Source organism: Xanthobacter sp. 126 (assembly GCF_000526175.1).
Classification (GTDB): domain Bacteria; phylum Pseudomonadota; class Alphaproteobacteria; order Rhizobiales; family Xanthobacteraceae; genus Xanthobacter; species Xanthobacter aminoxidans.
Window position 1 is genome coordinate 1733890 of sequence record NZ_JAFO01000001.1, and the last position, 16233, is coordinate 1750122.

Genomic DNA, 16233 nt, shown 5'->3' on the forward strand with positions numbered 1-16233 from the left:
TTAATCACTCGTCCGAGCATGTTCATGATAGGATTGAAACGGTTTCGATGCCGAGACCGAAGGAGCTGCCATGAAAAAAGCGTGCGTCTTGATCTGCCTCCTCTGGGCAGGTGCATCACCCGCTTGGGCGAACTCCCCCGTCATGACGCTGGATTTCACATGGATCGGAACGACCCTGTGCGCGCCGCGGCCAAGCAGCCCGGAATTCCAGGTGGATAACGTCCCGTCCGGGACGGCACGGCTGCGGTTTGCGCTGATGGGCCCCAGCGGACGTGAGCTTGGCGGGGCCGATGTGCAGCTTCCCGCTCGCGGAGCCATCCCCAAGGGCGCTGTCTCCTACCGGTCGCCTTGCGTCGGGGGAATCTACACCTGGACCGTCGAAGCCATCGACGCCGAAGGCAAGCTCCTCGCCTCCGCCAGCCTCGCGCGGCCGTTCTACTGAACGCGGTCGAGGGGCCGGGACAATGTGCCCCCGGCCCTCTGACGGCTGAAGGGATCAGCGGCCGGTGAAGGTCGGCGTGGTGCCGGGTGCCGGGCCTCGGGCGTTGGTGGGCCGGACGCGGCGCTTGGGGGCGGCGATCAGGCCTTCCCACTGGGCCTTCTTCCGGGCGGCCTTGCGATGCCGGCGGATCGCCTCGTCATGCTCGCGCGCCTTGCGCTCGGAAGGCTTCTCATAGGCCCGGCGCTGCTTCATCTCCCGGAAAACGCCCTCGCGCTGCATGCGCTTCTTGAGAACCTTGAGGGCCTGCTCAACATTGTTGTCTCTGACGAGAACCTGCAAAAGATATCCAATCTGAAGGTCGTCCCGGGTCCCCGGCCAGATGTCTGACCGCTCGCCCGGATGCCGGCCGTGGCCGGTGTGTGGTGAGTGTAGAGCGATATGGCCGCTAAAGCGATGCGCCCTATTGCGTCATCGCCTCACGGCGCTTCGGGGGCTTCGACGGTCATCACCTTGAAGGAGGTGAGCGTTGACGGGCCAAAGGATGTCACGAGCGCCACATCGGTCGCGTCCCGCCCCCGCGCCATCAGGATACGGCCGATGCGCGGCTTGTTGTGGCGCGCGTCAAATGTGTACCACCGCCCGCCCAGATAGACCTCGAACCAGGCGCTGAAATCCATGGGCGCGGGATCGGCGGGAACGCCGAAGTCACCGAGATAGCCGGTGCAATAGCGGGCCGGGATGTTCATGCACCGGCACAAAGTGACGGCGAGATGGGCGAAGTCGCGGCACACGCCCTGCCGGCTGGTGTAGGCGTCGAAGGCGGTCTTCAGCGGGCTGGCGTGGGCGTAGTTGAAGACGATGTGACCGTGGACGAAATCGCAGATCGCCTGCACCAGTGGCCAGCCCTTGGGCAGATGGCCGAACTGCGACCAGGCGAACGCGCTCAGGCGATCGGTCTCGCAATAGCGGCTACCCAGAAGGAACAGGAGCACGTCCACCGGCAGGTCGCCGAGGGCATGCTGGGGCGCGTCGGGGGCCACGTCGTCGGGCAGTCCGCTGTCGCGGATCTTGAAGTCCGTGCGCATGGTGAGCCCGCCGGCGGGCGCGGAGATGACGTGGCAGAAATTGCCGAAGCTGTCGTGATAGGTGTTGGCGGGAATGGGCGGGTCGAACATCACCCGGTCCGGATTCAGGAGATCGGTGATCCGGGAGGGATGGACGCTCAGGGTGAGAATCATGGGTGTCGGCTGCGGGCAGCCGTAGGTAATTTCGTAGCCGGCGTGAATCAGCATCTGGGCCTCAGCTCTGTGCGGACATGGCCCGCAGATCGGTTATGGTGCGCGCAGCCTCGGGGCTGTCGCGTCAGGTGCGTGGCCCGTGCCGGAAAGGTCCTGACGTGAGCGCGCCTGTTTCCTTACTGACGGTGGACGACATTCCGCCGGTCACTGTGATAAATCCAGAAGGGCGTTCCGCGTTCCTTATCGTCTCGGATCACGCGGGAAACAGGCTGCCCCGCTCGGTCGGAACGCTGGGCCTCCCGGCAGTGGACCGCGAGCGCCATATCGCATGGGACATCGGCATTGCCGGCGTTTGCCACGCGCTTTCAGAATTACTCGATGCCACGCTCATTCAACAGAATTATTCTCGCCTGCTGATCGACTGCAACCGGCCACTGGGCGCCGCGCAGTCCATCCCGGCGGAGAGTGATGCGTCGCGAGTTCCCGGCAATCAGGGGATCGGCGCGGCGGAGCGCCGGGCACGCGAGGCCGGGATCTTCCTGCCGTATCATGCCCGCATCGCCGCTGAGCTCGACCGGCGGCAGGCGGCGGGCGCGCCGACCATCCTCCTCGCCATGCACAGTTTCACGCCAGTCTTCGCCGGCTTCGCGCGGCCGTGGCACGCCGGCCTGCTCTATCATCGCGACGCCCGGTTCGCGCAGGCCCTGATGCCCCTGTTGCGCGCCGATGCCGCGCTGAATGTGGGCGACAACGAGCCCTATGCCGTCAGCGAGGCGACGGACTGGACCATTCCCGAGCACGGCGAGCGGCGCGGCATTCCCCATGTCGGCATCGAGATCCGGCAGGATCTGGTTGCGGAGCCCGATGGCCAGCGGCAATGGGCCGAGCGGCTCGCGCCGTTGCTCGCCGCCGCTGCCGCACGGCTCGGGGAGACGGGAGAATTGGGCGCGGACCGTACGGCGCTGCTTCAGGATTAGCCTTCAGCTCCCCGCCGCGGCGCGATCCTTGCCTGCCAATAGGGTCTGACTTTCGAGATCGAGGCTGACTTCCTCCGCTCGGCACTTCAGATGGCCGTCGCTGTCCTGCGCAGGCCATACGCGCGAACGGGAAGTGTGAGCATGGCCACCTCGGCGCGGCAACGCAGCGTCTGCGAATGGGAAGATCTCGCGCCAGAAGATATCGCCGTCGGCGCAATCCTCGCGGGTGAGGGCGATCATCTGCTGCCGCCCTTCCATCTTCTGTCGACGCCCGGCGTGAGCGCGAAGCAGCAGCGGGCGTGTTCGGAATTGTGGACCCATGCACGCCGGACCGCGGCCGGGACGGCGGATTCCGGGCCGCGCTATGCCTTCGATGACGGGCGTGGCCGCAAGATGCGCCTCGGCTATCTCTCCAACGATTTTCAGGAACACGCCACTGCCCACCTCCTGATCGAGGTGCTGGAGGCCCATGCCGGTGCGGATTTCGAGGTGCTTGCCTATTCCTTCGGCGCGGACGATGGCCAATCCATGCGCCGGCGAACCATGGCCGCCTGCGACCATTTCATCGACATCTCGGACATGGACGACCAGGCTGCGGCCGCGCGCATCCATGCCGACGGCGTGGACATTCTCATTGATCTGAAGGGGTTCACGTCAGGGGCGCGGAGCGGCATCGTGCTCCTGCGGCCGGCGCCGATCATCGTGAACTATCTCGGCTATCCCGGCACCATGGGCGCGGGGATGTGCGACTACCTCATCACCGACCGCTTTCTCACGCCCGCCGCCAACGCCCCGGATTATGCCGAGGCCCTGGCCTACATGCCGCACACCTATCATCCCCACGGCCGGCGGACGCCGCCCGGCACCAGGCCGGGGCGGCGGGAGGTCGGGTTGCCGGAAGAGGGCTTCGTCTTCTGCTGCTTCAACCAGCCCTACAAGATCTCCCCCGACATCTTCGCAATCTGGTGCCGGCTGCTGGCGCTGGTGCCCGACAGCGTGCTGTGGCTGCTCGACCATCCCCATGCCGCCGGCAACCTCCGTTCGGAGGCAATCCGCCATGGCGTGGATGCGCGGCGGCTGGTTTTTGGCGCAAACCTGCCACAGGCGGCCCATCTCGCCCGGCTCCAGCTCGCCGACCTGATGCTCGATACCGCGCCATTCAATGCGCACACCACGGCGAGCGACGCGCTCTGGGCCGGCGTGCCGATCGTGACTTGTCCGGGGGAAACCTTTCCCTCGCGGGTGGCAGGCTCCATCCTGCACGCGGTCGGTCTCGGCGAACTGGTCGCCGAGGACCACGCCGACTATTTCGAGTTGGCCTACGGCATCGCCACGGAGCCCGGCCGCCTCGCGGCCCTCAAGGCGCGGCTGGACGCCAACCGGCTGGCGACGCCTCTGTTCGACGTGTCAGCCTACACCCTCGCCCTCGAAAGCCTCTACCGGGCGATGATCGTCCGCCACCGCGACCGGCTGCAACCCGCCACCATCGGCGCGCCCGCGCCCTGAACGCGTTGCCCTCCATGCGCTTGCCGCGTTCGGACGCGTCCGGCGGGGCAGGATGCCGGCGTCAGCTTCCCAGATACGCCGCCCGCACGTGGGGATCGTCGATGAGGTCCGCACCCTTGCCGGACATGACGATGCGCCCGGCCTCCAGCAGATAGGCGTAGTCGCACAGTTCCAGCGCGGCGAAGGCGTTCTGCTCCACCAGCAGCACCGTGGTGCCGGCATCGCGGATGGAGCCGATGATGGCGAACATCTGCTCCACGATGTTGGGCGCGAGACCCAGCGAAGGCTCGTCGAACAGCACGAGGCGGGGCCTCGACATGAGCGCGCGGCCGATGGCGAGCATTTGCTGCTCGCCGCCCGAAAGGGTGCCGGCCATCTGGTGGCGGCGCTCGGCGAGGCGGGGGAAGCTCGTATAGATGCGCTCGTAATCCGCCTTCAGCCCGGCATCACTGGCGCGCAGATAGGCGCCCATGGCGAGGTTTTCCGAGACGCTCATGTGCGGGAACACCCGCCGGCCTTCGGGGCAGTGGGCGACGCCGAGCTTCAGCATCTTCTGCGGCCCGGCGCGGGTCACGTCGTCGCCCTGAAGGCGGATGGAGCCGGCGCGCGCCGGCACGAGGCCGGAGATGGTGCGCAGCGTCGTGGACTTGCCCGCGCCGTTGGCGCCCACCAGCGCCACCAATTGCCCCTCGCCGACGCTGAGCGAGATGCCCCGGAGCGCCGCCACCTGGCCGTAGCCGCAGACGAGATCGGAAATCTCAAGCATGGGCCACCTCCCGCTGCTCCAGCTTCGCGGCACTCTTGCCGAGATAGGCCTCGATGACCTTGGGATCGGTGCGGATGGCCTCGGGCGGCCCTTCCGCGATCAGCCGGCCGTAGTTGAGGCAGACGATGCGGTCGGAGACCTCCATCACCATGGGCATGTCGTGCTCCACGAGGAGGATGGTGACGCCCTCGTCCCGCACCTTGCGGATGAGGCGCACGAAGCCCTGCGTCTCCGAGGCGTTCATGCCGGAGACCGGCTCGTCCAGCAGCAGCATCTTTGGCTCCACGGCCAGCGCCAGCGCGAAGCCCACGAGCCGCTGCTCGCCATAGGAGAGGGAGCCCGCCTTGTCGCCGGCACGGGCGGAAAGGCCGACCATGTCGATGATGGCCTCCGCGCGCTCCCGCACCGCATTCTCTGCCCGTCGTGCGGCGGGGGTGGGGAAGAGGCGGTCGACGAGAGCCGACGCGCGCGTGTCGTCGCCGAAGCGGTGGAGGCCGATGAGCACGTTGTCGCGCACGCTGTCATCGGCGAACACGCTGGTACGCTGGAAGGTGCGAGCAAGGCCCAGGCGGGCGATCTCGTTGGGCCGCGTCTGCGAGAGGTCGCGGCCCCGGAACAGCACCCGGCCCTGCGTGGGCTTCAGAAAGCCGGTCATGATGTTGAAGGCGGTGGTCTTGCCGGCGCCATTGGGGCCGATGAGGCTGAGGATCTCGCCTTCTTGCACGTCGAAATGCAGGTCGGCGATGGCCGTGAGGCCGCCGAACTTCATGCCCACATGCTCCACGTTCAGGATGGCGTTGCTGCTCGTCGTGCTCATGGGTTCGCTCCCATCTTGGCAGGCATCACGTCCGTCGGCTTGTCGCCGGCCTTCCGGCGGGCGGCGATGCGTTCGCCGAGGCCTTCCAATGCCGGCACGATGCCGCGCGGCATCAGGAACAGGATGGCGATGAGGATGGCGCCGTAGACGATCCATTGCGCTTCCGGCGCCATCACCGGCCGCAGCGCCACCGGCAGCAGTCCGAAGATGATGCCGCCCACCAGCGGCCCCGCCAGCGTGCCCTTGCCGCCGGACACCACCATGATGACCATGGTGACGGTGTAGGAGAACAGGAACACGTCCGGATCGATGATGCGGATGTAGTGGGCATAAAGGCTACCCGCGGCCCCCGCCATGGCGGCCGAGACGGTGGCGGCGATGGTGAGCGTGCGCGTGGCGTTGATGCCGAGGGACAAAGCGAGGGATTCGTTCTCCTTCAGCCCCCGCATGGCCCGGCCGAAGCGCGAGGCGACGAGCCGCGCGATGAGGAGATAGCTTGCCACCCCAACCGCCAGCACCAGATAATAGTTCTGCATCTTGGAGCGCATCGCCACGTCGCCGAGGCTTGGAACCGGCAGCACCATGTTGGGAATGGCGGTGAGGGCGAGGGGGCCCTGCGTCAGCTCCACCCAGTTCAGCGCCACCAGCCGTACCACCTCCGCGAAGGAGATGGTGACGATGACGAAGTAGGCGCCGCGCACCCTGAACGACAGCCGCCCGATGAGATAGCCGCAGAGCCCGGTGAGCACGATGGCAAGCACGAAGCCGAGGAGCGGCGAGCCGCCCTCGTGGGTCACGCGCAGGCCGAAGGGCAGGCTCACGTCGAAGCCCAGCGCGGTGAGCGCGCTCACATAGGCGCCGATGCCGAAGAAGGCCACATGCCCGAGGCTGAGCTGCCCGGTGAAGCCGAGCAGCAGATTGAGGCTCATGGCGCAGATGGTGAGGATGCCCGTGATGATGAGGGCATTCAGCAGGTAGGGGTCGGTGAGGCCCAGCGGCAGCAGGGCGAAGACCACCAGGAAGAGGGGGGCGATGAGGCGCGTCATCCGATCCGCTCCGCGCGCGCGAACAGGCCGGTGGGCTTCACCAGCAGAACCGCGATGATGATGAGGAAGCCCATGGCGTCGCGATATCCCGAGGAGATGTAGCCGGCGCCCAGCTCCTCCGCGAAAGCGAGGATGAAGCCGCCGATGGTGGCGCCCGAGATGGAGCCGAGGCCGCCGAGAATGACGATGGCGAAGGCCTTCACTGCCGCGAGGTCGCCCATCTGCGGCGTCACCACATAGACCGGCCCCAGCAGCGCGCCGGCGGCCGATGCCAGCGCCGAGCCGATGGCGAAGGTCGCGGTGTAGATGAGAGAGACGTTGACGCCCATGAGAGACGCCGTGTCGTGGTCCTGGAAGGTGGCGCGCATGGCGCGGCCGAGCTTGGTGCCGTTGATGGTGAAATAGGTGATGGCGATGAGCGCCACCGCCGCGCACAGCACGAACAGGTTCACATAGGAGAGTGACACCGGCCCGAAGGTGAGCGGCTGCGCCGGGAAGGGGGTCGGCACGGCCTTGGCGACGCCGCCGAAGATCCAGAGCGTGCCCGACTGCATGATGATGCCGGCGCCGATCATCACCAGCATGGTGGTGTCGATGTCGGAGCGCCGCAGCGGCCGCAGCAAAGTGAATTCGATGAACGCGCCGACCAGGAGGCCCGCCACGAGGGCCACCGGCAGCGCGACGAAGAAGTTCAGCCCCAGCGCCACGGCCGCCAGATACATGGCGTAGCCGCCGAAGGTGTAGAGGGCACCATGGGTGAAGTTCACCACGTTCATGATGCCGAAGATCAAGGTGAGGCCGATGCCCAGCAGCGCATAGGTGCCGCCGAGCACCAGCGCGTTGAAGATGTGTTGCAGCAATTGGTCCATCTGGCCTGTCCGGTCTGGCGTTCGGGGCTGAAGCATGTCCGCTCGGCGAGAGCGGGGTGAGGGCGGGCGGCGCGGCCGGGCAGTCGGCCCCGCGCGCCCGCCTTCACCCCGAAGCCCCCGCCCGAAGGCGGGGGAATGCGCGAGGCGCCGGATCAGCCGCCGAGCTGAACCTGGTTCACCTTTCCGCCGGAAATCTCGATGATGTAGACGTTGGGCTTGGACTGGCCGCTCTCCTTGCCGGCGGGGCCGCTCTTGTTGAACTTGATGGGGCCGTTGAGGCCCTTGAAGTCCACCTTCCAGAAGCCCTTCTGGATGGAGGCGGGATCGGTGCCGCCGCCGGCCGCGATGGCGGCCGCCACCGTGCGGATGCCGTCATAGCCGCGGAAGCTCTCGGTGGCGCCGGCGAAATCGAAGCCGCGCTTCTTCCATTCGTTGAGGAAATAGGCGGTGGCCTCGGGGTTCGGGGTCTTTTCCGGCCACCAGGGCAGGAAGGTGGTGAGGTGCATGGTGCCGTCTGCCGCCGCGCCGGCCTGCGCGATGATCTGGTCCGGATTCTGCGAGCCGCCGGTGGTGATGATGCGCTTCTTGAGGCCGAGCGCCGCCATCTGCTTGAACAGGAGGGTGAGCTGGTCCACGGCGCTGGTCACCATGATGGTGTCGGCGTCGGAAGCCTTCAGCTTGGCGAGCTGGGCGCTCATGTCCTGGGCCGACTGGTCCATGGTCTCCACGAGGCCGACCTCGACGCCGTTGGCCTTCAGCATCTTGGAGAAGTCGGCGGCGGCGCCGCGGCCCCAGTCGTTGTTGATGACGAGGAAGTCCACCTTCTTCAGGCCGAGCTTCTTGACGCTGGGTTCGAATGCGTCGGCCTCGACGGAGGAGGGCGGCGAGATGCGGAAGATGAAGGGGTTGCCGGAGGTGGTGATCTTGCCGGAGGAGGAGGTCTCCACCAGCATGGGCACGGAATATTCCTCCAGCTTCGGCATGGTGGCGAGGGTGAGCGAGGAGCCCCAGGCGCCCATCAGCACCGGCACCTTGTCGGAGGTGATGAGCTTTTCCGCCACCGAGGCGGCCTCGGTCGGGTTGCTCTTGTTGTCCTCGATGACCAGCTCGACCTTCTTGCCGAGGATGCCGCCCTTGGCGTTGATCTCGTCGGCGGCGATCTTGGCGCCGTTCACCACATAGGTGCCGGAGGCCGCGAAGGCGCCGGTGAGGGGCTCGTTGACGCCGATCTTGATGGTGTCGGCGGCGAAGGCCGTGCCAGCGAGGAGGCTGAAGGCGAGAGCGGCGAGTGTCGTCCGGCGTGACATCAACATGGTTGGTCTCCAGTCTCGAGAAGGGCAGTCAGGGTCAAGAAGTGGGACCGCCGCGGCGCCACAGGCGGCCGATGCGGTCGGAAACGAGCGAGATGAGAAGCTTGAGCGGGTCGAGGCCGCGCGCCTGCGTCGGCGAGGGCTGCGTGCCGCCAAGGCGGGCCTCGAGGTTGGCTGCAAACTCGGCGATGAGACGACCCGCCACCTCGCGCACGAGGCCGGGGCGGCCGAACTGGGCAAGCGGCCCCTTCAGCGTGTAGCCCACGTCGAGCACCACGCGGGCGGTGCCGGGCGTTGCGCCGTCGGTGACGCGATAGCGGATGAGTCCTTCCGTGCGCGAGCGCCCGTCCGCCCCCGCGCCATGGATGGTGCCGCTTCTGGCGGCGTCATCGCGGCCGATGCGGGCGCTGCCGCGGAAGGTGGTGGCGATGGGGCCGAGCTTCACCCGCATCCCGCCCTGCACGTTTTCCGGCGACGACATGGCGTCGATGACGGCGCCGGGCAGGCAGGCGGCGACCTCCTCGATGCGGCCGAAGAAGGCGAACACCTCGGCCGGCGGGAAGGGCACCTCGAAGCTCTGCTCGAAGCTGTGGGCGGGCGTGAAATCGTCCGCGAGGACCATCGCGGCCGAGGGCGTTGCAGTGGTGGCGAAGGCCGCCGGCAGCGCCGCGGAAACCGCCCCGCCCGTCCGCGCGCCCACCGGGCCGAGGTGGCGCTCGGCGGTCATCGGGCCGATGCCCTGCGCCCGCCGCTCGGCGATCACGGAGGCCACCGCTTTCACGATGCCCGCATAGCCGGTGCAGCGGCAGAGATTGCCGGCGAGGCCGAGGCGGATGCGCGTCTCGTCCGCTTCCGGAAGGCGCAGCACGAGGTCGCGGGCCGAGACGAGCATCCCCGGCGTGCAGAAGCCGCACTGGAGCGCGTGCTCGCGATTGAAGGCGGCGCGCAGCTCGGCGGTGACGGGATCGTCGTCCAGCCCCTCGATGGTGACGACATCCGCCCCCTGGCAGGCGCCGGCGAAGGAGAGGCACGCACGCGTCGGCTCGCCATCCACGAGGATGGTGCAGGCGCCGCACACGCCGTGCTCGCAGCCCAGATGGGTGCCGGTGAGGTTCAGCGTGTCGCGGACGAAATCGGCGAGGTTGGTGCGCCCCTCCGCCTCGGCCGTCACGGGGCGGCCGTTGAGGGTCAGCGAAATCATGCGGGACGCGCCCATGGCGATTGTCTCGGGCCTTGGCGAAGCGGTCATGCGGCGCTCCGCGTGTCGGTGAAGAGGCTGGCGGCCTGCGTGGCGGCGCGGCGCAGCACCTCCACATGCACATGGAGGTCCACCGCGTCCGTCAGGCCGGCGGCGACGAGCGCGGCATCGGCGGCGGATGCGTCGAAGCGGACGGCGAATCCGGCATCGATCCGGTCGCCGAAGAGCGGCGCGGCGTCGGCGAAGACGAGGGGTGGCGCGTCGATGGCGCCCATCAGCGCGCGGCCGGTGCCGGTGGCGGGATCGATCAGCACGGCGCCGATGGCGTGGGCGAACTCGCCCACCTTGCGGCAGTGCTTCACATAGCCGAAGCGCGCGGTGGCGGGCACCTTCGGCACCCGCACGGCGACGAGGATTTCGCCCGGCTCCAGCGCCGTCGCGAGCGCGCCGGCAAGGAAGGCGCCCATGGGGAGGCGGTGCGCGCCGGCCGGGCCAGCGATCTCAACTTCGGCACCGAGTACGGACAGGGCGTTCACCCAGTCGGCGGCAGGATCAGCATGGGAAAGGCTGCCGCCCATGGTGCCGCGGTTGCGCACCGCGCGATAGGCGATGCCGCCGGCCACGCGCCGCAGGATGTTCGTGCCCACATCCGGCGCACGGCCGTCCTCCACATCGGCGTGGGTGACGAGCGCGCCATAGACCATGTGCCCGGCCTCTTCGCGCACGGTGCGCAGATCGTCGATGCCGGAGAGGTCGACGATGAGGTCGGGCGTCGCGAGGCGCAGATTGAGCATGGGGCCGAGGGACTGGCCGCCGGCCATCACCTTCGCGCCGTCCCCGCCCGAGGCGAGGAGCGCGACGGCGTCGGCGATGGTGCGCGGGCGCTCGATGCGGAAGGGGGCGGGCTTCATGCCGCGCTCCTTTCACCGGCGCGCACCGCCAGCACCTGCCCCACGATGCGCCGGGGCGTCACCGGGGAGCGCAACATCTCCGCGCCCAGCGGGCGCAGCGCGTCGTTGATGGCGTTGGCGATGGCGGCGGGCGGCGCGATGGCCCCGCCTTCGCCGATGCCCTTCACGCCGAACTTGGTATAGGGCGAAGGCGTTTCCATATGGCCGATGAAGGGCATGGGCACTTCCGGCGCGCCGGGCAGCAGATAGTCCGCCAGTGTCGAGGCGAGCGGCTGGCCGGAGGCATCGAACGCCATCTCCTCATAGAGCGCGGTGCCGATGCCCTGGGCGAGGCCGCCGATGATCTGGCCGTCCACCACCATGGGGTTCACCAGCGTGCCGCCGTCTTCCACGATAGCGTAGTCGAGGATCTCCACCTCGCCGAGGTCGGGGTCTACCGCGACGACCACCGCGTGAGCCGCGTAGCTGAACGTGCCGCTGTCGCGCACCGGCTTGTAGCCGGCGGTGACTTCGAGGCCGTGGGGGTCCACGTCGGCCGGCAGGTCCTGCGGGCGGCGATACCAGGTGTGCGCCACCTGCTGGATGGTCACGTCGCCGGACGGGCCGATGACCCGCCCGGATTCGAGCCGCACATCCTCGGGCCGTGCCTGGAGCATGTGCGCGCCGATACGGCGGATGCGCTCGGAGAGCTCGGTGCAGGCGGTCGCCACGGCGCCGCCGGCCATCACCATCACCCGCGAGCCCCAGCTGCCGGTGGAATAGGGCGTCATGGCCGTGTCGCCATGAACGAGGCGGGTGCGGGCGACCGGCATGCCGAGGATCTCGTGCGCCACCTGCGCCAGCGTCGTCTCCAGCCCCTGGCCGTGGGAATGGGCGCCGATGCGCAATTCCAGCCCGCCATCGGGTGTGAGGCGCGCGCCGGCCTGTTCGTGGCCGGGCACCATGGGAATCCCCCAGCCGGAATAGACCGAGGTGCCGTGGGCCGCCTGCTCGCAATAGATAGAGAGGCCAAGGCCGATGCGGCGGCCGTCCGGCTCCCCCGCGAGCTGGCGCTTGCGAACCGCATCGGCCTTGATGGCGTCGAGCGCCTGCCTGAGCACCTCAGGGTAGTTGCCGCTGTCAAAATGCTTGTTGGTGATATTGTCGAACGGCATCTGCTCCGGCCGCACCAGGTTCTTCAGCCGCACCACTTCCGGGGCGAGGCCCAACTCAGCGGCCAGCGCATCCAGCGCCACTTCCAGCGCGAAGCACACGCCGGTACGCGCCACGCCGCGATAGGGCAGGATCGGGCACTTGTTGGTGGCGACCGACCAGGTGCGGCAGCGATAGGACGGGAAATCGTACGGGCCGGGTAGGATGCTCGCCACCTGCGCGGCCTCGAGGCACGCGGAGAAGGGATAGGCGGAATAGGCGCCGCTATCCACGCTCGCCTCGCAATCGATGCCGCGCAGCGTGCCGTCGCGCTCGGCATAGAGCGTGATCTCGTAATGGTGCTCGCGGCAGTTCGCACTGGCGGTCAGGTGCTCGCGCCGATCCTCCAGCCAGCGCACCGGCCGGCCGATCTTCCGCGCCAGCCAGCCGAGGCAGACGTCTTCGCTGAGCAGGATGGCCTTGTAGCCGAAGCCGCCGCCGACATCCGGCGAGATGATGCGGACCTGTCCCTCTTCCAGCCCCAGGCATTCTGAGAGGCCGGAGCGGACGATGTGCGGCATCTGGCTGGCGGTGTGCACCACCAATTGGTCGGAGCGATGATCGAAATGCACCACCGTGCCGCGCCCCTCGATGGGCGCCATGCACTGGCGGGCGGTGGAGATGGTGCGCGAGACCTTCACCGGCGCGTCGAACGCGGCCTCGATGTTGATGTTCGAGAGGCTTTCGAGAAAGACGTTGTCGCCCCAGTGCTCATGCACCAGCGTCGCGCCGGGCTTGCGGGCGTCCAGCATGTCATGGAGGGCGGGCAGCTCTTCCAGGTCGAGTTCCACGCGGGCGGCCATGTCCTCGGCCTCGGCGCGGGTGTCGGCGACGCACATGGCGATCAGCTCGCCCACCTGCCGCACCTTGCCGGTGGCGAGCACCGGCTGTTCCGACACCTTGAAGCCGGGCAGGCCGGAGACGGCGCGGATGGGTTTCACCCCGTCGAGGTCGGCGGCGGTGAAGACGTGGCCCTTCAGATCCTCCGGCACATGGATGGCGCGGATGCGCGCATGGGCGAGCGGGCTGCGCACGAAGGCCACATCCTGCATCCCCGCCATGCGGATGTCGGCGATGAACTGGCCGCGCCCGCGCATCAGCCGATCGTCTTCCTTGCGGGGAAGACGGGCGCCGACGCCCTCGTGGGACCGGGGTTCGCTCATGCGTGGGCTCCCGGCATCAGGTCGAGCGCGGCGCGCACCAGCAGGCCGTCGGGACGGCGCAGCTCGTCGAGGATCGAGAAGTGGTTGGCGCCGAGAATGGGCAGAAGCGCCCCCGGCGCGTGGGCGGCCACGCGCTTTGCCGCGAGCGCGCGGGAATCATGCACCAACGCCGGCACTTCCGCCGTGCCGTAGGCGATGGCCAGCGGCTTCGGCGACGGGTCGTGGCGGAGCGGCGAGCAGGCGGCGATCTCCGCGTCCGAGAGATCGAGCGCGGCGTTGAGGAAGGTGTCGCGCAGCGGCGCCAGCTCGTAGACGCCGGAGATGGCGAGGCCGGCAGCAACAGTGGGATGGTCCAGCTGCATCACCGCCAACTGCGCGCCGGCCGACCAGCCGGAGATCACCACCGGACCGGTGAGGCCATATTGCGCGCCGTCCTTGCCGATGAGGTCGAGCGCGGCGCCGATCTCATCGACGATCGCGCCGAGGCGCGCCTGCGGCGCCAGCGTGTAGCTGGGCATGGCCACCGACCAGCCCTGGGCGAGGAGGCCTTCCGCGTAGTGGGCGAAGGCCTCGCGCGTGTTGCGCTGCCAGTAGCCGCCATGGATGAAGACGAGGCAGGGCGCGCCCGGCGTGCCGGGGTAGATGTCCAGCTTCTGCCGGGCGCCGGAGCCGTAGGGAATGTCCAGATGGGCGGGCGTGGCAGCGCGGAAGAGCGGGGCCGCCTTGTCGCGCGCCTCGACCCATGCCGCGCTGTCCTTCACCGCGGCATTGTTGTTGTAGGCCGCATCCCGCTCGGTCTGGGACAGGGTGTCCCAGACCTCCTGCGGGGCCGGCCGAACGGCTGCGGATGCCGGGCTCACGCCGCCACCGCCCGGGGCAGGATGACGGCATCGGCATCGTACTTCTTGCCGGCGCGCAGGCAGAAGGCGGGGGTGAGCAGGCGCTCGGCCACCACCTTCGTGTCTTCGTTGTCGCGCAGCAGGAAGCGGCCGCGATTGTCGTCCAGCACCGAGATGTCGGCCGCATAGCCCACGGTGAGCGAGCCCACCCGGTCGGTCAGGCCGATCATCTTCGCGGGATTGATCGTGACCATGGGCACCACCTGTTCCAGCGAGAGGCCCAGCGCCATCATGGAGCTCATGGCCTGGGTCAGGCTGAAGCGGGCCTGGCCCTTGAAGGGGTGGTTCTCGTCGTCATAATGCTCTTCCGGCGTGCCGGCGGGGGCGGGGACATGGGTGTTGTAGCCGTGCATGTCGGCACCCAGCGTGTGGGGCACGACGCCGGCGGTGATGGCCTTCTTCGCGAGGCGGTAGGAGAAGTGGCTGCCGTGGCCCACGTCCACCTTCAGCCCGCGGTCGAGCGCCGCCTGGATGACGTGATGGACCTCGCCCTGCTGGTTCACGAAGCCGCCGGGATGGCGGGTGAAGGGGTGGGCCAGTACGTCGCCCTCCTTCAGAAGCGGGATGACCCGCTCAAGGATCGTGTCGGCATCCTCGCCGTTGGCGCCGCTCTCCGGCAAGCCCCAGAGCGTTCCGAAATGGACATAGAGCGGGATTTCGGCGCGGCGGGCGATCTCCGCCGCCATTTCCATCACCTTGATACCCCAGCGGGCGAAGCCGCCGATCTCGGCGTGGCCCTTGATGCCGCGCACGAGATCGCGGTTGGCGATGGCCGAGCGCACGGTGGCATCGATATCCACGCAATCCGGGCTGTAGAGGTTGGGGTAGTAATGGCCCTCAAGGCCGCCCACGAGATAGGCGGAGAGGAAGGCGTAGATGCGGGTGTCGGAAGGCTCGACGATGAACTTGCGGAAGCCCGGCAGCGTCATGCATGAGGGGCCGCCCTGGTCGATCACCGTGGTGACGCCGGAATGCACGCCCACCATATCCGGGTTGAGGCCGAAGCGGCCGGTCACGTACTGGTAGATATGGCCGTGGGTGTCGATCATGCCCGGCAGCACCAGCTTGCCGGAAACGTCGATGGTCTCGGTGGCGCTCGACGGGAGGATCGTCTCCTCCACTGCGGCGATACGCCCGTCGCGGACGGCCACGTCGCGGATGCCGTTGATGCCGGTGGCGGGGCAGATGACATGTCCGCCCTTGAGGAGGATATCGTAGCCGGCGGGTTCAGCCATCAGGGGTCTCCGTCCATGCATGTGCGGTCTCGGGACCGCCTTGGAAAAGCGAAGCATACGTCGCATTTTTCAAATGCAGGGCGCGTGCCAGTTTTGATTTAGATCAATTTTTCGAGAGCGGCGCCGCGCGCCGGAGGGGATGGACGTGACGAGATCGCGTGAAAAATCAAAGGGCTCCACGGTGGAGCCCGAGGCTGGGATGCATGAGGATTGGCCGCTTGCCGACCGCCCCGGCTTCCTCGCGCGCCGGGTGCATCAGATCCATGTCAGCCTGTTTTCTGAGCTGTGTGCCCCGTTCGGGGTGACGCCGGTGCAATACAGCCTGCTGTCGGCGCTCGCGGACCGGACCGAGGCGGACCAGACCACCCTGTCGCGCATCGTCGCGCTGGATCGCACCACCACCACCGGAGCGTTGAAGCGCCTTGAGGCGCGGGGCCTCGTGCGGCGCGGCACGTCGGCCACCGACCGCCGCTCGCAAAGCTGCTCGCTCACCGAGGAGGGACGCCGCATGCTGGAGGAGATGGAAGCCGGCGCCCGGCGCGCCCATGCGGTGACGGTGGAGATGCTGGCGCCCGAGGAGCGTCGGCAATTCATTGAAGCCATGAAGAAAATCGTTGCGGCCCATGGCGGGCGGCAGGCCTCGTCCGATCTGCTCTGATTTCGGT

General features: G+C 68.2%; 16 protein-coding genes. 4 read left to right on the forward strand and 12 right to left on the reverse strand.

The window, feature by feature from the left end; translation table 11 throughout:
* Nucleotides 1-142 precede the first annotated feature (142 nt).
* Entirely contained in the window at nucleotides 143-442 is a 300-nt protein-coding gene (locus tag XAN126_RS0108275; protein WP_029554954.1) for a hypothetical protein, read from the forward strand.
* Between the two features lie 54 nt (nucleotides 443-496).
* Here the strand turns inward: XAN126_RS0108275 and rpsU are convergent, their stop codons facing one another.
* The gene (gene rpsU, locus XAN126_RS0108280; protein ID WP_024278123.1) at nucleotides 497-781 is read right to left on the reverse strand and encodes a 30S ribosomal protein S21; all 285 of its coding nucleotides are present in this window, start codon (nucleotides 779-781) and stop codon (nucleotides 497-499) included.
* 137 nt (nucleotides 782-918) lie between these two features.
* The gene (locus XAN126_RS0108285; RefSeq protein ID WP_024278124.1) at nucleotides 919-1734 is read right to left on the reverse strand and encodes a transglutaminase family protein; all 816 of its coding nucleotides are present in this window, start codon (nucleotides 1732-1734) and stop codon (nucleotides 919-921) included.
* 104 nt (nucleotides 1735-1838) lie between these two features.
* Between XAN126_RS0108285 and XAN126_RS0108290 the strand changes: the two genes are divergently transcribed.
* Both XAN126_RS0108290 and XAN126_RS0108295 read left to right on the forward strand, forming a co-directional pair.
* Nucleotides 1839-2657, forward strand: a complete 819-nt coding sequence (locus XAN126_RS0108290; protein WP_024278125.1) for an N-formylglutamate amidohydrolase — start codon at nucleotides 1839-1841, stop codon at nucleotides 2655-2657.
* A 141-nt stretch (nucleotides 2658-2798) separates the two neighbouring features.
* Entirely contained in the window at nucleotides 2799-4163 is a 1365-nt protein-coding gene (locus tag XAN126_RS0108295) for a hypothetical protein (protein WP_024278126.1), read from the forward strand.
* A 61-nt stretch (nucleotides 4164-4224) separates the two neighbouring features.
* Here the strand turns inward: XAN126_RS0108295 and XAN126_RS0108300 are convergent, their stop codons facing one another.
* The 10 genes from XAN126_RS0108300 to XAN126_RS0108345 all read right to left on the reverse strand — a co-directional run bounded on the left by XAN126_RS0108300 (nucleotide 4225) and on the right by XAN126_RS0108345 (nucleotide 15568).
* Nucleotides 4225-4929, reverse strand: a complete 705-nt coding sequence (locus tag XAN126_RS0108300) for an ABC transporter ATP-binding protein (RefSeq protein WP_024278127.1) — start codon at nucleotides 4927-4929, stop codon at nucleotides 4225-4227.
* Nucleotides 4922-5746, reverse strand: a complete 825-nt coding sequence (locus tag XAN126_RS0108305) for an ABC transporter ATP-binding protein (protein WP_024278128.1) — start codon at nucleotides 5744-5746, stop codon at nucleotides 4922-4924. The genes XAN126_RS0108300 and XAN126_RS0108305 overlap by 8 nt, the downstream gene beginning before the upstream one ends.
* Nucleotides 5743-6792, reverse strand: a complete 1050-nt coding sequence (locus tag XAN126_RS0108310) for a branched-chain amino acid ABC transporter permease (RefSeq protein ID WP_024278129.1) — start codon at nucleotides 6790-6792, stop codon at nucleotides 5743-5745. Before XAN126_RS0108310 ends, XAN126_RS0108305 begins: the two co-directional genes overlap by 4 nt.
* Entirely contained in the window at nucleotides 6789-7661 is an 873-nt protein-coding gene (locus XAN126_RS0108315; protein WP_024278130.1) for a branched-chain amino acid ABC transporter permease, read from the reverse strand. The genes XAN126_RS0108310 and XAN126_RS0108315 overlap by 4 nt, the downstream gene beginning before the upstream one ends.
* Nucleotides 7662-7813: 152 nt before the next feature.
* Nucleotides 7814-8974, reverse strand: a complete 1161-nt coding sequence (locus XAN126_RS0108320; RefSeq protein WP_155982257.1) for an ABC transporter substrate-binding protein — start codon at nucleotides 8972-8974, stop codon at nucleotides 7814-7816.
* Nucleotides 8975-9008: 34 nt separating this feature from the next.
* Nucleotides 9009-10220, reverse strand: a complete 1212-nt coding sequence (locus XAN126_RS0108325) for a 2Fe-2S iron-sulfur cluster-binding protein (protein WP_024278132.1) — start codon at nucleotides 10218-10220, stop codon at nucleotides 9009-9011.
* Nucleotides 10217-11080: an FAD binding domain-containing protein gene (locus tag XAN126_RS0108330; RefSeq protein ID WP_024278133.1), complete on the reverse strand. Its 864-nt coding sequence runs from the start codon at nucleotides 11078-11080 to the stop codon at nucleotides 10217-10219. Before XAN126_RS0108330 ends, XAN126_RS0108325 begins: the two co-directional genes overlap by 4 nt.
* The gene (locus XAN126_RS0108335) at nucleotides 11077-13434 is read right to left on the reverse strand and encodes a xanthine dehydrogenase family protein molybdopterin-binding subunit (RefSeq protein ID WP_024278134.1); all 2358 of its coding nucleotides are present in this window, start codon (nucleotides 13432-13434) and stop codon (nucleotides 11077-11079) included. Before XAN126_RS0108335 ends, XAN126_RS0108330 begins: the two co-directional genes overlap by 4 nt.
* Nucleotides 13431-14294 (reverse strand): alpha/beta hydrolase, encoded by an 864-nt coding sequence (locus XAN126_RS0108340; protein ID WP_024278135.1) that lies wholly within the window; start codon nucleotides 14292-14294, stop codon nucleotides 13431-13433. The genes XAN126_RS0108335 and XAN126_RS0108340 overlap by 4 nt, the downstream gene beginning before the upstream one ends.
* A complete protein-coding gene (locus XAN126_RS0108345; protein ID WP_024278136.1) occupies nucleotides 14291-15568 on the reverse strand; it encodes an amidohydrolase/deacetylase family metallohydrolase in 1278 nt (425 codons plus the stop codon). The genes XAN126_RS0108340 and XAN126_RS0108345 overlap by 4 nt, the downstream gene beginning before the upstream one ends.
* A 199-nt stretch (nucleotides 15569-15767) precedes the next feature.
* Here XAN126_RS0108345 and XAN126_RS0108350 point away from each other — a divergent pair, with 199 nt between their 5' ends.
* On the forward strand, nucleotides 15768-16226 hold the full coding sequence (locus XAN126_RS0108350) for a MarR family transcriptional regulator (RefSeq protein WP_245272364.1): 459 nt from the start codon (nucleotides 15768-15770) through the stop codon (nucleotides 16224-16226).
* Nucleotides 16227-16233 lie beyond the last annotated feature (7 nt).